The organism is Pedobacter sp. W3I1 (genome assembly GCF_030816015.1).
Classification (GTDB): domain Bacteria; phylum Bacteroidota; class Bacteroidia; order Sphingobacteriales; family Sphingobacteriaceae; genus Pedobacter.
In genome coordinates, this window is record NZ_JAUSXN010000001.1 from 2606919 (window position 1) to 2622317 (window position 15399).

12 protein-coding genes are annotated in these 15399 nt (G+C 39.6%); 3 read left to right on the forward strand and 9 right to left on the reverse strand.

The features are described from left to right. Positions 1-21 precede the first annotated feature (21 nt). Complete coding sequence (locus tag QF042_RS10895) at positions 22-1101, reverse strand: sensor histidine kinase (protein ID WP_307528167.1); 1080 nt, start codon at positions 1099-1101, stop codon at positions 22-24. Between the two features lie 247 nt (positions 1102-1348). Further along, entirely contained in the window at positions 1349-1756 is a 408-nt protein-coding gene (locus tag QF042_RS10900) for a LytTR family DNA-binding domain-containing protein (RefSeq protein ID WP_307528169.1), read from the reverse strand. 211 nt (positions 1757-1967) lie between these two features. Here QF042_RS10900 and QF042_RS10905 point away from each other — a divergent pair, with 211 nt between their 5' ends. Further along, positions 1968-2198, forward strand: coding sequence for a hypothetical protein (locus tag QF042_RS10905; protein ID WP_307528172.1), 231 nt, complete (start codon positions 1968-1970; stop codon positions 2196-2198). Here QF042_RS10905 and QF042_RS10910 read toward each other — a convergent pair. The 7 genes from QF042_RS10910 to QF042_RS10940 all read right to left on the reverse strand — a co-directional run bounded on the left by QF042_RS10910 (position 2195) and on the right by QF042_RS10940 (position 10219). After that, positions 2195-3196: a hypothetical protein gene (locus QF042_RS10910; protein WP_307528174.1), complete on the reverse strand. Its 1002-nt coding sequence runs from the start codon at positions 3194-3196 to the stop codon at positions 2195-2197. The two genes, QF042_RS10905 and QF042_RS10910, sit on opposite strands and share 4 nt — an antisense overlap. 817 nt (positions 3197-4013) lie before the next feature. Beyond that, positions 4014-4526, reverse strand: a complete 513-nt coding sequence (locus QF042_RS10915) for an RNA polymerase sigma factor (protein WP_307528176.1) — start codon at positions 4524-4526, stop codon at positions 4014-4016. 262 nt (positions 4527-4788) lie between these two features. Beyond that, positions 4789-5103, reverse strand: coding sequence for a hypothetical protein (locus QF042_RS10920; RefSeq protein WP_307528178.1), 315 nt, complete (start codon positions 5101-5103; stop codon positions 4789-4791). Positions 5104-5193: 90 nt separating this feature from the next. Continuing rightward, positions 5194-7989 carry a PAS domain S-box protein gene (locus tag QF042_RS10925; protein ID WP_307528180.1) on the reverse strand — a complete coding sequence of 932 codons (2796 nt, stop codon included), beginning with the start codon at positions 7987-7989 and terminating at the stop codon, positions 5194-5196. A 64-nt stretch (positions 7990-8053) separates the two neighbouring features. Further along, positions 8054-8422: a PleD family two-component system response regulator gene (locus tag QF042_RS10930; protein ID WP_307528182.1), complete on the reverse strand. Its 369-nt coding sequence runs from the start codon at positions 8420-8422 to the stop codon at positions 8054-8056. 141 nt (positions 8423-8563) lie between these two features. Then, the gene (locus QF042_RS10935; RefSeq protein ID WP_307528184.1) at positions 8564-9763 is read right to left on the reverse strand and encodes a pyridoxal phosphate-dependent aminotransferase; all 1200 of its coding nucleotides are present in this window, start codon (positions 9761-9763) and stop codon (positions 8564-8566) included. A 63-nt stretch (positions 9764-9826) separates the two neighbouring features. Next, positions 9827-10219, reverse strand: coding sequence for a DUF1573 domain-containing protein (locus QF042_RS10940; RefSeq protein ID WP_307528186.1), 393 nt, complete (start codon positions 10217-10219; stop codon positions 9827-9829). A gap of 170 nt (positions 10220-10389) precedes the next feature. Here QF042_RS10940 and QF042_RS10945 point away from each other — a divergent pair, with 170 nt between their 5' ends. Both QF042_RS10945 and QF042_RS10950 read left to right on the forward strand, forming a co-directional pair. Further along, entirely contained in the window at positions 10390-12813 is a 2424-nt protein-coding gene (locus QF042_RS10945) for a thiamine pyrophosphate-dependent enzyme (protein ID WP_307528188.1), read from the forward strand. Between the two features lie 491 nt (positions 12814-13304). Then, positions 13305-15398 (forward strand): tetratricopeptide repeat-containing sensor histidine kinase, encoded by a 2094-nt coding sequence (locus QF042_RS10950; RefSeq protein ID WP_307528190.1) that lies wholly within the window; start codon positions 13305-13307, stop codon positions 15396-15398. Position 15399 lies beyond the last annotated feature (1 nt).

The window sequence follows — 15399 nt, forward strand, 5'->3', positions numbered from 1 at the left end:
TATGATGAAATCGACAGGGTGTTATATAAATTTATGAGCTTCTTCCAGGTTGATTGTAATTAGCACTTCAAAATAATTATCTTTCATTCCTGAAGAAATCTCTGCTCTGTCTGCATAGGTATGGAGCAGCCTTTGCCGGATATTTTCAAGGCCTGTATGGAAACCTGTATCGTTGAGACCTGTGTTAATCAGGTTACTTGTTTGAATGCTAAACTGCCCTCCATACAACTTTACCATAATTTTTCCAGGATCTTCCGGCTGGCTGAGGTTACCATGTTTAACCATATTTTCGGTTAGGCTAAGTAATAGTAATGGAATGATCTCGGTCGATTCGATTTTCTGGTCATAACTAAAATCTATAAATAAGTCAGGCTGCTTTATTCTGCTAAGCTGAAGAAGGTTTTCGACTTGGCGGATCTCTGCTTCCAGTGGCATAATTTCCGGACCATGTTCGCACTCCAAAGCGTAACGCATCAGTTTTGAAAGGTATCGCACGGCTTCTGCAGCCCGGGGTTCACTCTTATGCGTACTGTTATATATATAGGTTAAAGTATTGAACAAGAAATGTGGATTTATTTGAGCTTTGAGATAGGCATTTTTAGCATTAGCCAGTTCAAGCGTTATTTGCTTTTGCTTCAACATTTCTTCAATTGCTTCTTTTTCCAGTTTGGTTGCCCGATGTTTCTGGTGGATATAACTTTTAATAAAATAGTAAGCTGTTGAGAATAACATGAAGTAGATTCCCCGCCACAGTGTTGAAGACATAAATTTCCAGTCTGTAACCGTGAGCTTATCAATAGGAACTATTGTTGTTTTTGAAAGGGATCGATCTGTGAGGTACGCGATAATAGTATACAAACATACTTCAACTATTGTTAATATAATTATCCTTAAATAAATAGGTCTGTTTGATTTTAAACTTTTTCCTAATACCAATTCGGCATGGATATAGAAGAGTGTTATATTGATAATGTAGTGAATGCAATAGCTTAATAAAGTGGCATTTATTTTAAGGATCAATGAGATCAGTATATATTCATAAAGAATGAAAGTAGCCCATGCAATAATATGCCAGCGATAATTTTTTAGCCAGTTTTTCATTTTTTTTTAAGGTTAAAATTGGGTTTCACAACAGTCAATAATTGCTTTGCGTAATGTAGTCTTTTAGGGATTTTGATGGGGCTAATTTTCGTTTATGAAAAGAATAATAGACTTAAAATCGACCCGGAAAACTGCGTTTGTTTTCCGTTCACAAAAAGCAGCTAATATGAGCTTTCAAAAGAGTGATCCGACTACTAGTACAATGACTGTGATCACAACACTTACAACTCATTCAGATTTGCAAATGTCAATCCCTTAGGCGTTTTGAGACAAGGGTTTGACTTTCAATATAATCCATAAATGCCTCTTTGTATTGTGGAGTCATAAGCACTTCGTACTTTCCAAGATCGATTTTGTGCCCATTAATTTCCTTTACAAAGGTGGTGTTAATCATGTACGATTTGTGAACGCGGTAGAATTGCTCATTTTCCCGGAGTTTTTCCTCCATTTCTTTTATGGTCATGTATACCGAATAGTCATTTGTTGGCGTGTAAATGTGCACATGATTATTTGAGCCCTGGAGATAGATGATGTCTTTTTTGAGTACTTTGGTAAGCCGGCCGCGTTCGCCGCTTGTGCGTAAGAAAAATGCTTCTTCATTTTCTTGTACAAGACGCTGCGTATCATAATATTCCGAAAGCACCTCATTAACCACTTCCGTTATATTTGAGCCATGAAATAAAAATTAATTACATATTTGATATTGTAGCAATAAGCTATTTTACTGTTTTAGAAAACCGCAAAACTTCAAAAGACACAGGAAAAAATAGATGGTTGCCTACGCTACGCGTGGGTGCCTGTTTATCTTGTGTCTGGGCATTTTGCGGTGCCTCTAAAGCGGATATCGGGTTAACCCACGCTTTTTTATGGATCGTTTTTCCCAGCCAAATCACTTTCTCCTCAATCTGCCCATTGCAGAACTTCCACTATCTGAGAATTTTAAGCTTAGAAGTAAGTTAATGGGCTTTTTTACACTTCAGGATATTATTGGGACTCACCAAAAGGAATTACATGAGTTGGATGATTATTCGGAGCACTGGTATTTCGAATTTGTAGATTTTTTACGCAGGAAGGGTTTGTTAAATCTTCTTGGTTAGCATTTTCCCTCGGCAATGGTCAACATGTTGACGATTTTTTCGATCACTTTTTCAACATCGTTTCCTACATTTCCATAGTAAGCATTTTTAAAGCTTTTTTCTGATATGCTATCTTTTTCTATAGTACTATAGTGTTTCGTAACATATTGATGTAGTGCCTTGGGGCTCTGGGTTGTGATGATGCCAGCCTCAACTTGTAGGTGTATGAATATGGCAAGCTGTTTTACCGTAAAGGTTACTTTAAAATTGCTATCTAAAATACCACCACGACTTAGGTCTTCGGCTATGGTATCTATTGATTTGAGGTAGCTGATTTCGCTTTCAATATACCGCAGTAGTGATTCGTCAATATCGGGCAAATTTCTATTGTAGGGTATGCTTATGGTTTTAAAAACCTGCCCAATTAGCTTTTTAAAGAAATGGATTAATCTATATTGCTCGCTAATGTTTTCGCACTTTCGAAGTTCCTGAGTAAAGTAGTTGCAGCAGGAATGATAAAAAGATGGGTGATTAAAATTTAAGGATACGAGTATTAGGATAAACCCTGGCATTTGTAAAGGAGATGCAAATTTATTTAATGCTATTTTAAGTGATTCGAAAAAATCATATAGATATCCTGCCTGTTCGAAAGTAAAGCGGACAATACCGTTATTTAAGTGTTCAACGATATGCGTAAAGGCCACAATGGTTTCATTATCGGCATGCAGTTCTTCAAGGCTTTTTATGATCTGGCTTGAATTTTCTGCAATATTTACTAATAACTGTTTCTGAGTAATTATGGAAACAGGGCAATGATAGTCGAAATAGTATGGTAAATACTGCTGAAGATCCAAAACCATCTGGTTGATTAGATTTGCTATGCTATTAATTTCTTCTGTTTTATTTTTTTGACCAGCATTAAGGCTATCCTCATTCACCATGGTTTCTAACTCATCCATTAATTGCATCAACCCTCTTTGATGTTGCCTTAGATAAGCCTTTGATCTATCGGGTTCCATTTGTGTAATATTATGCTGAATGGAGCTGAATATCCGTTTACTTTCCTTTAAGATTTCGTCTTGCAGTTGCTTGCAGAGGCACTTATATGCTGCTCCAACTTTAAGGGCATCTAAAATTATTTCCCTGAAGCTTATAAGTTCATACATCATTTTGCTTAGTAGCCAATTGCTTAATTCTAGGCATTTTAGTTTCGTTTTTTTGTATTAACGTGGTAAAACGAACTTTTAACGTGGTGATACTTAATTTTAGCACTTTATCGGTTTGTATTGCCTGTTATTTTGATAAGCCGGGCATATTCAGCGATATTCCTTTTGCGAGCAATGGGATGCAAATCATGCACATGAAGGCAAACTAGATTATCTCGATGCGGCAAAAAGTTAATATGTTTACAGGGTTAAACTTTTGAATGTTTGTTATGCTTAGGGGTGCAAGCCAGGTAATTGCAATCGATTAAAATGCTCGAAATGTATTTTAAGGCCGTTCAGAGAATGGGAAACAATATTGGGTGTTTATAATCCATCTTATGATAATTTTCAGCTTTCAGGGTTTTTTGATAAAGGATATTACCATTGAGCAGGGGTAGGCACCGGTACTAAATTAGCTGGTAGGCTTGTAAATGAGGCGGAAGTGGTGCCGGATGATATCCATTACCCATACGCTCCACTCGGAGATGCTCCGCATGGGTATAAATTTGAGGATAAGGAAGAAGACTGCGTTAAGGTAACTTGAAGAAACACTATTGAACTAAATTAGCATTTTGTTCTGTCTATCTTTATTCTATCCTGGTGTAGAAAACGGATTGTCCAAGGGTAAATACTAGGAACCGTGCCTGTAATTTTTTAAGTATTTCTTGAGCAGGAGTCTGGCCTGATGGATATGTGTCTTTACCGTCCCTAAGGGGATTCCCAGTTCCGCCGAAATCTCTTCATATTTATAGCCTTCAAAATAGCGCTGAAAAGGAATGCTGTAAGCATCTGGGATACTGTCAAGTGCTTTTTGGATATCACCCATCATAAATTTGGATTCTGATGCATTCCGGTCGGCGCTTTTGATCAGCTGTACGCTTGATAACTCTTCTTCTGTGATAATGAGTTCCTGTTTTTTCTGCTCTTTACGATAATTATTGATGAAAGTATTGCGCATAATTACATAAAGCCATCCTTTGATGTTGGTGCCCTGATCAAAATTATTACAGAAACGTATACCCTTAAGCAGTGTGTCCTGTACAAGATCCTTCGCCTCGTCTTCATCCCTGGTGAAGCGCATGGCATGCGAATGCAGGGAAGATGCATGCCGGTTCGCAGCTAAGCTGAATTCATTTTGGTCCATTATTCTTGGTTTTGAGGTAGATTTTTAGGATAAATAACACTTAAAGACAGTTTTTGGTTTGGATAATGTAAGGATGATGGAAAAAAAAGCTTATGATACGATACGTCCAACTAAATGGTAGTTTGCCTGTTTAAGATGTGCTGTCGGATAACTTTTAACATCAATTGTTTCCAGTTAGTTTAAATTCTGGCTGGACAGAGAAAAAAATAGATGGCATTACCATATTTTCTTTTTGAAAGCATTCACCTTGACATTATACCCGCTATTGTAGGTGATTTTCGATTGCCCCGGAGATCTGGTTGATCTCAGCCACACCTAGAGAAAGATGATGACTGTTTTCTGTTAATTTGTAATCAAATGGTGCTAGTTCCTCAAGCTCGATCTCTTCAGCTTTCAGTAAGATCCAGTCAGATTCCTGTTTTCTTATTGCTCCTAAAATCCCTCCTAAATAAACAATCTTAAAATAATCATCTTTTGGGACAATGGTCAGGGTGATCGCTTGATCGTTATGATCGATTTCAATGTTAAATGCTGTCATGATCTCAAAACCATTGCATCCCACTTTTTGTTTTGTCAAAATGGCCCGGTTATCGGATTAACCCTTCTGCCGGATTGATGCGGTGTTTAAACGCAAAGCTGCTTTCATTTGGATTTTCCAGCTATTGCGTCAATCTGTACCGTAAACCGGAAGAGAAAAAAGAAACGTACTTCCGATACCCTGTTCGCTTTCTGCCCAAATCTCTCCATTGTGGCGGCTAATGATCTCATGAGCCAGGTACAGCCCTATGCCTAGACCTGAGATGTTAGGTGAGCTCTCATCAATGCGATAGAACCTTTTAAATATGTTTTTAAGCTTGTTATGCGGGATACCCGGTCCGAAGTCTGTAACGCTTACGGTGATCTTCTCGGGGGAGCTGTCAAGGCTTACTTTAACATGGTCTGCCATTGGTGCGTACTTGACGGCGTTACTAAGCAAGTTGATGATGACCTGTTCGATTCGCTGGGCGTCTCCGCTGGCCATGCAATGCTTGGTATTGCTATGAAAACTGATAGTATGCTTAGGGGCAGAGTGCTGGATGAGTTCGATCGATTCCCTAATCACGGCCTCAAGGTCAAATGGTTTAATAGAAAGCTGTAGCTTTCCGGCTTCAATCTTCGATATGTCCAGCAGGTCGTTGACAAGAGAGGTGAGTCTTTGCACCTGATTGGATGCCTTAGTAAGGAATGTTTGCTGTTTTGCTTCAAATGTCAGGCGACCCAGGATTTGAAGATAACCGCTGATACTTGCCAGTGGTGTCTTGAGCTCATGGCTGGCAAGGCCGATGAATTCATCTTTTTTGTCGTTAAGTGCCTTTACTTCTTCAAAGAGTTTTGCGTTGTCGAGGCTTATGGCGGCCTGGGCGGCGATAGAAGTGACTATTGTTTCATGCTCCTGCGTAAATATTGCTGGTTCAGGATGTCCAAAGAACAGCCCGCCGATGACATTTCCGTTCCTTGATATTACCGGGACAGCCAGGTAACTGACCACGGGTAGGTGTCCTTTTGGCATGCCAAAGTGAGGCGCATTTTTTCCATATCTTTCATCCTTTGTGATATCATCAACTCTAACTACACCCTGCCCTGAGAAGGTAGGATGGAATACAGCGGTATTTCTGGGCATCCCAAACTTTTCGAAAGACTCCCTTGATGCGCCAGAAAGAGTGAAGAGCATGTAGGATTCTCCCTGGCCATCAGTCTTGTTGTAAAAAAAAGCCCCGAATTGTGCTCCGGTGAGCTCTGTGGTGGCATCAGTTACCTTTTGCAGGATCTTGTTCAGTTCAAGCTCTTCGGATATAGAGCCCATAACCATATTCATAATCTCAAGGCGCTCGGTGTATTTCCTCGCTGTTTCCTGGACCTGTAGCTGCTCAGAAATGTCGCGGGCGATCTTCGAGGCACCTATGATCGTTCCATTAGGTCCGAAAATGGGAGAGACGGTGATCGATAAGTGTAACTGCTTGCCACTTTTGCCCTGCCTTATTGTTTCAAAGTGATCGACGTTGTTTCCACTGCGTATCTGCGAGATAATGAAATCTTCTTCCTGGATACGTTCGGGTGGAATGATAATAGAGATGTGGCGTCCGAGGGTCTCAGACTCGGTATAACCGAAAGCCCGTTCCGCTGCCGGGTTCCAGCTGGTAATTATTCCCTCAAGGGTCTTTGAGATAATAATGTCGTCAGTTGAATTTACTACTGCGGCTAGGCGTGCCTGTTTTTCGGCCAGGTCGGCCAGGCGCAGTTCGTTCCGCTTTTCCGAAGTCACATCCAGCACCGAGCCGATGAACCTTTTTGCTTTTTTATCTTCGTAGTAAACTTTTCCCTTTGCCCTTACCCAGCGCAGCTCATGATCGGCCTGACCAATAGTACGATATTCCACGTCATAGTCGCCGCTAGGGCTGCTTCCCGAGAGCAACTCGCTGATGATGGTAGTAATCCTCGTTCTATCGTCTGGATGCAGGCCCTTTATGAAGTCATCCTCGTAGGTTACCTCGTTTTTATGCCGTACACCAAAAAGCTCACGGCATCGCCAGTCCCATTCCATAATACCCTTTTCCAGGTCCATGTCAAAGGTACCGAGTTGTGCCGCGGTCTTTGAAAGCTGGATCCGCTCATATGCCTTTTGCAGCTCCATGCGTGATTTTACCTGTTCGGTAACATTGACGGAAATGGCAAGCACACCAAGGATTGCGCCGAAAGGATCACGATAGGCTTGGTAAACAAAGTTTTGATAAACGGTATCTTGCTTTCCATGCCTCAAGAGCCTTACAGGCGTTTCATTCGCGAAAAAGGGTTCCCCGCTGCGGTACACTTCTTCCATTACCTGTTCCAGACCCTGCTCTCTGGCATCGGGAAGAGCCTGGAAGACTGGTCTGTTTATTACGGTGTCTTTGGACTTGCCCCAGATATCGAGCATGGCTGCATTAACCATCTCAATGATAAAATCCGGTCCGCGTAGCAGGCACATGGCCACAGGCGCTTGAAGGATCAAGCTGCGGAAGTTCTGTTCGCTGAATTCTGCGTGCTGTTTCGCCAGGTTCAGATCAGTTACGTCTGCGGCGGTGTTCATCACCCCATATACTTTTCCGCTCTCGTCAAACAGAGGGGTGAATGAGTAGTTGAAATAAAACTCTTTCAGTTCTCCTTTTACAACGAGATCGACCCGGCTGTTGCGGATATCGTAGGGAACGCCCGTTGAGTAAACCTCCTCCAGTTTTTGATAAATGCCGGTGTTCCTAAGTTCAGGAAGTAGTTGTGCATAGTTTTTTCCGATCACATCATCTCCCTTACCCCACACATCGATCACTGCCTGGTTGGCGCGTGTGATACGCATTTCGCGGCCTTCGTATACTGCAATAGGGAATGGTGCGCTCTCGATGAGCGCTATAATCTGTTGTTCGTTTTTTGTCTGGTTTCCGTTTTCCATAAATTAGGATAATGGTCTGCTGCTGGATAAATACCTGGTCGGTCTGACTGATAAACAAGGTTTTTTAACTTTTGTTTACCAAGACATCAGCAAGGGCCAAAAGCTCGTCAAGATCAAAGGGTTTGGCTATGAAACAGTCAGCGCCAGCTTGTTCCGAAAGTGCCTTCCCATCATTGTTGGCAGAGATGTAGATAACAGGAATGTTTTTCACTTCTTCGTTGGCCTTCAGGAGCTGGGTAGCCCTGATTCCGCCGATAGATGGGATCCAGTTGTCCATCAGGATCAGCAGCGGCCGGTACTGGATCGCCATTTCAACCACATTATCACAGTTCTGGAAACTGTGTACCTGCCAGCCGCTTTCCTCAAAAAGGAAATTGAAAATGTTTAAAAGATCGGGGTCGTCATCGAAGACAAGTACGGTTTTAGAATCCATATACGAATATACATGGATTTTGATAAATTGTAAAAAAGGAGCGATGACACTTCTGTACCTGCCAAATTCTGCTTGGAATATCAGGGCTGAGCCTACAGTGAAAAAAGTAAACCAAATTAACCGCTTTAAACAATCTATACATTAACTTACTCTTCCCGGATATTGCTGCAATGCCACTTCCAAACAATCCATAGCTGCGTTTAAATCGTTGGTATTTAATACATATGCCATACGAACCTCGTTTTTGCCAGAACCAGGGGTAGAATAGAAGCCCGTTGCAGGCGCCATCATTACCGTTTGGTTATTATGGTTAAAATCCTCTAAAATCCACTGACAAAATTTATCAGCATCATCAATAGGGAATTTTGCTACTACGTAAAATGCACCGCCCGGATTAGGACAGAAAACGCCTTCTATATTATTTAACCGACCAACCAAAGTATCACGGCGCAAGGTATATTCGGTATTTACTTTTTCAAAATAACTATCTGGCGTATCTACAGCTGCTGCACCAGCAATTTGTTCAACCATGCCCGGGCTTAATCTTGCTTGCGCAAATTTTAATCCTGAAGCAATAACTTCTTTGTTTTTCGTAATTAAACAGCCTAAACGTGCACCACAAGCACTGTAACGTTTAGAAACTGTATCCATAATGACCACATTTTCATCTAATCCGTCTAAATGCATCGGTGAGATAAATTCCCGTCCATCATAACAGAATTCGCGATAAGCTTCATCAGAGAATAAAAATAGATCGTATTTAACACAAAGTGTTTTTAAAGCCTCTAATTCTGCTCTTGAATATAAATAACCAGTCGGGTTATTGGGGTTACAGATTATGATCGCCTTGGTTTTTTCAGTAATCAATTTTTCGAATTCGGCAATCGGCGGTAATGCAAAACCATTTTCAATGTAAGAAAGAATTGGTTTTACCACCACGTTGCTCATACAGGCAAAGCCATTGTAATTGGCATAAAAAGGTTCTGGAATGATAATTTCGTCGCCCTCGTTTACGCAGGTTTGCATGGCAATGGTGATGGCTTCAGAACCACCAACCGTTACCAATATGTTTTCGGGTGTAATATTGTAGCCCAGTTTATTGTAGTATTCGGTCAGTTTTAAACGGTATGCAAGTGTACCTTCTGATGGTGTATAGGCCCAAACATTAAAATCAATGTTTTTGATAGCGCTTAACATTCCTTCAGGTGTTTCTATATCTGGTTGACCAATATTTAAATGGAAAACTTTTTTACCATCTTTTTTAGCTTGATCTGCAAATGGAGTTAACTTTCTGATTGGCGATGCAGGCATCTGCACACCTTTTTGTGAAATTTTTGGCATGGCACAAAAATAAAAAAGTCCCGATGAAAATCGGGACTTTTTAAATATTATCGTTTAAAAAATTTATTTTGAAGCTGCGGCAACCGTTTCACCTTTGATGTAAAGCACTTTAATTGGTGTTTTAGCATTTGAAGTAATGGTTACGGCTTTCGAAAAAGTAGAGGGACCAGCAGCAGCGTTAAACGTTACAGAAATTACACCAGTTTCACCTTTTTTTAATGGTGTAGAAGTGTATTTAGGTACTGTACATCCACAGCTTGCTTCAGCTTTAGTGATAATTAAAGGCTCTTCGCCAACATTGGTGTATTTAAAATCGTATGTAACTGGTTTGTTCAATACAATTTTACCGAAATCGTGAGTTTCCGATTCAAATTTAAACTCTGCAGGTTTAGTTTGTGCATTTACAGCAACACTTAAACCTAAAACAAAAGCGAATAATACTAAGATCTTTTTCATGTTATGTGGTTGTAATTTATTTTTTATAATCTAAAACAAATTTAATGTTTTCATATTAAAACAAAAACTATTCCAAATATATTTTACAAATCCATATATAATTTTACAATGGAGGATAAAGGCAAACTTTTAATTTTGTATATATTTGCCGCAACCAATCTTTGATTACTATGCCGAATGAAAAATTGATGACCAATACTATTGATGCTTCCGAACTCAGTTTTAACGATTTTAAATCTATCGTCATAAACGACTACAAAATAGCCTTCGAAAGTAGGCAGGCCAGTGTTTTAGGCCGTAGAGAAGTATTAACAGGAAAGGCAAAATTTGGTATTTTTGGTGATGGGAAAGAAGTGCCCCAGGTGGCTATGGCCAAAGCTTTTAAAAACGGCGACTGGCGCTCAGGTTATTACCGCGATCAAACTTTTGCCTTCGCAACAGGTATTTCTACCATTAAAGAATTTTTTGCACAGCTTTATGCCAATCCGACCGATGGAGCTGATCCGTTTTCGGGCGGGAGACAAATGAACTGCCATTTTGCAACAAAATCTATTAATGAAGATGGCAGCTGGAACGATTTAACGCAGATTAAAAACTGCTCATCAGATATTTCTCCAACTGGTGGCCAGATGGCCCGTTTGGTAGGTTTAGCTTATGCTTCTAAATTATTTAGACAAAATAAAGAACTAGATTACTTAAAACACTTTTCTGTAAACGGAAATGAGGTTGCTTTTGGTACCATTGGTAATGCGTCAACTTCGGAAGGGGTATTTTTTGAAGCCATTAACGCTGCAGGTGTTTTACAGATACCTATGGCCGTTTCTATTTGGGATGATGCCTATGGCATTTCAGTTCCGGCAAAATATCAAACTACAAAAGAAGATATTTCTGAGGTTTTAAAAGGTTTTCAGCGTAATGCCGATCAACCAGGATATGAAATTTATAAAGTAAAGGGCTGGGATTATCCGGCTTTATGTGAGGTGTATGAAAAAGCAATAAATGTTTGCAGAGACGAACATGTACCTGTTTTAATTCACGTTACCGAACTTACTCAACCTCAGGGGCACTCTACCTCTGGTTCGCACGAAAGGTACAAATCAAAGGACCGCTTGTCTTGGGAAACCGAACACGATTGTATTCTGAAAATGCGTGCCTGGATGCTTGATTCGGCTGTAGCAACAGAAGAGGAAATTGCAGAGGTTGAAAAAGACGCAAAGGCTTTTGTACGTAATGCACAAAAAGAAGCTTGGAATGAGTTTTTGGATAGTATTAAACCCGAACAAAAACAAGTGGTTGATTTAATTAGCAGTATGGCTAAACATCAACCTGAACTGGCTAAGATTGCAGCAAATCTGGCTTCAACTGCCGATGCACAACGCCGGGAGGTTTTTACTGCTGTACGAAAAGCCATACGTTTATCGACTGGTTTTAACTCTCCGGAACGCAATGAACTGTTGGCATGGTATAAAAAACAAGCTAAGTTTAATCACGACCGTTACAATTCTAAACTGCATACTGACGGCAAAGAAAGTCCTGATATGATTGCAGTGGTTAATGCTGCATATGATGAGCAATCGAAAATGGTCGACGGTAGGGAAGTGCTTAATGCCTGCTTTAACGAAAACTTTGCCCGCGATCCGCGTTTAGTTGCTTTTGGAGAAGATTTAGGGAATATTGGTGATGTAAATCAAGGCTTTGCGGGTTTACAGGCCAAATATGGTGAATTAAGAATTACCGATACTGGAATTAGAGAAATGACCATTATGGGGCAGGGTATTGGTCTGGCTATGAGAGGTTTAAAGCCGATTGCTGAAATACAATATCTTGATTATTTAATTTTTGCACTAAATGTGCTTAGCGACGATTTAGCGTCGCTCTCCTACCGGACTAAAGGGATTCAAAAAGCGCCGGTTATTGTACGTACCCGTGGTCATCGGTTGGAAGGAATCTGGCATTCAGGCTCGCCAATCAGCATGATTTTAGGCGCTTTAAGAGGGATGCATTTATGCGTGCCTAGAAATATGACCCAAGCTGCCGGTATGTACAACACCCTTTTTAGAGCTGATGAACCCGCAGTAGTAATTGAATGTTTAAACGGTTACCGGCTTAAGGAAAAACTACCAAGTAATGTTGGCGATTTTACGGTTCCGTTAGGTAAAGCAGAGGTTTTAGAAGAAGGCACTGATATTACAGTAGTATCTTACGGTTCTTCTTTAAAAATTGTTCAGGAGGCGGCAGAAGAATTGAGCTTATTGGGTATTTCGGTAGAAATTATAGATCCACAAACACTATTGCCTTTCGATACCACACAGGTTTGTGTAAACTCGCTTGCCAAAACCAATAAATTACTGGTCGTAGATGAGGATGTTCCAGGAGGTGCATCTGCCTATATTCTGCAAAAGGTACTGGAAGAGCAAAAAGGTTATTTCCATTTAGATGGTCAGCCAAAAACATTATCGGCTAAAGCGCATCGTCCGCCATTTGGATCAGACGGTGATTATTTCAGTAAACCATCAGTTGATGATGTAATTGAAACCATTTACCAGATGATGCACGATGCAAATCCAACTAAATACCCTTCATTTTTTTTATAAAGTAATAGCTGGGGTATAAGATTTAACGGTCTGAATAATTTAAAGGCTTTACAATCAGTTTCTTATTTTGTTTATATTTAAATGATAGAGATTTTGATGGAAAGGTAAAAACTGGTTACCTATTTGATCAGTTTTTTACCTACTTTTAGAAACCAAACGCTATTTTGTTATTTCAGAATGTTTTATCTTATCCCGGATGTGAACGCTGTAACTTTCAAGATTTTTTGTGGTTATTTTCCGATAAAACAAATGATTAGTTTGAACTGAAAATGACGCGCTATCTTGTAAATGCTCAGTTCGTTAGTAAAGCATGTTTTTTTAAAAAAGGCATGCTGTTTCTCTTTTTCTCATTTTTATGCACAGCTAGCTTTAGTCAGACGAGTGCGCCGCAGAAAAAACTTGATAGCCTTTTAAGTTTAAATCAAAAGAATCTAAAATCAGACTCCACCAAAATCAAAATATTGACGGAGGTTTACCGCCAATACATGCGGATGAAAAATGTAGAGAAAGCGGAAGAATATGTGGATAAAACCATTCAGCTTTCGCATGAGAAAAATCTAAAAAAATTCTCTGCATTGGCTTATTACCGAAGAGCTTTAATGTACCATGGAAGGTCTGATTACCAAAAGGCAGAAGAAAACTATCACAATGCAGTTGCCGAGTTTTCTTCAATAGGAAATTTGGATATGGTAGCTGGTACTTACCTCAATCTAGGCGCCTTGTATGGCAGTATTCCCGATTATGTAAAATCCCTAGAAGTTAATCAAAAGGCCATCGCTATCTATGAAAAAATGGGCAACGAAACCGATATGGCAAGTTGTTATACCAATATTTCTACCATTTATCAGAGCTTAGGTAACCAGAGTCAGGCATTGGTTTACATGGAAATGGCGCTAAAAGTATTTGCTAAAGAAGGCGAAAATACAAGAGGTGTAGCCGTTGTTTATGGCCTGATGGGGACCAATTATTTCGAGGCATCAGATCGTGAATTAACGGAGATGAATGTAATGCCCAACCAAAAAATAAAACTGGCCTTAGCGTATTATAACAAGTCGTTAAAAGTGTCAGAAGCTATTGGAGATATGGGTTTAGTAGGTACCATTAAACGAGATCTTGCTGACTTGTATACTTCAATTGGACAAAAGGATGCGGCGGTAAAATCGTATCAAAAATCAGTTGAGTTAAATAAATCGGGAGAAGATAAAGAAGCCTATGCCGCAAGTTTATATGCTTTGGGTAACTTTTACCAAAAAGAAAATGATTTTGAAAATGCAATCATATTACTCAATAATAGTTTAAAAATTGCAGAAGAAAACAGGCTGCTGGATATTGAAAAACTAGCTACTTTAGGTCTAAGTACTGTATATGAGAAACAAAAAGATTATAACAAATCATTAGCCTACTACAGGCAATATATTGCGGTTAGAGATAAAATTTTCGATCAGGAAAAGGAAAAGGAAATTACCAGAAGACAGATGCAGCTCGATTTTGGTATTAAAGAGCGCGACTATTTATTGAAGCAAAAACTTACAGAAGGTGAATTAAAAAGGCAACAGCAGGAACTTGTGCTAAAAAGGCAACAATTGGTGTTGAGTGATAAAGAAAAAGCATTGGATTTGTTAACTTTTCAAAAAGCAAAAGCTGATCTCGATATTCAGCGTTTGGCTCAGGATAACAAATTTGCTCATGCTAAATTTGCGGCACAATTAACCGCTGGAGTAAAGGACGAACAGATTAGTAAACAGGTACAGCAGATTAAATTTGATGAACGCATAAAATTATTCCTTACCATAGCCACAACACTTATTCTGATTATTGCCGTGGTTATATTTTTTAACCAGCGGAAAACAACCAGGCTGAATAAGATTATCAATACGCAAAAACGGGAGTTAGAGCAGTTAAGTAAAGTTAAAGACCGTATTTTTAGTGTAGTAAGCCATGATATGCGTACGCCTGTTAATTCATTAATTTCCTTTATGCAGCTGTTAGAAGGTGGCAATATTGAGCAAGAGAAGTTAAACAGATACGCTGCATCACTGAAAAATAATCTCACCTATACCTCCACAATGATGGAGAACCTCCTCAATTGGGCGGCCAGCCAAATGCAGGGTTTTAACCCGTATTTAGAATCATTAGATGTTCATGATCTGATTAATGAGGTTATTCTTTCTTTGCAGGATAACGCCAATGAAAAGCGCTTAGCTATTCAGAATTTAGTGCCAGCCAAAACATTTTGTAAAGCAGATTCGAACATGTTTATGCTGGTTATTCGCAACATCATCAGTAATGCCATTAAATTTACGCCAAATGGCGGTACCATCACAGTTAGTACTCTTCCTAATGGAAATGTGCAAGAAATTAAAGTTTCAGATACGGGCATCGGTTTAACACCTGTACAGGTAGAACATTTTAATAAGCCAGGTTATTTAGGTGCGGGTGTAAGCACCTTGGGTACAAATAAAGAAAAAGGTACAGGTTTAGGTTTGTTGCTCTGCAGAACCTTTATTAGCTTAATGGATGGTAAGATCAGTGCTGATATTAATCCTGCAGGTGGAAGTTATTTTAAAATAATCCTGAAGAAATAAC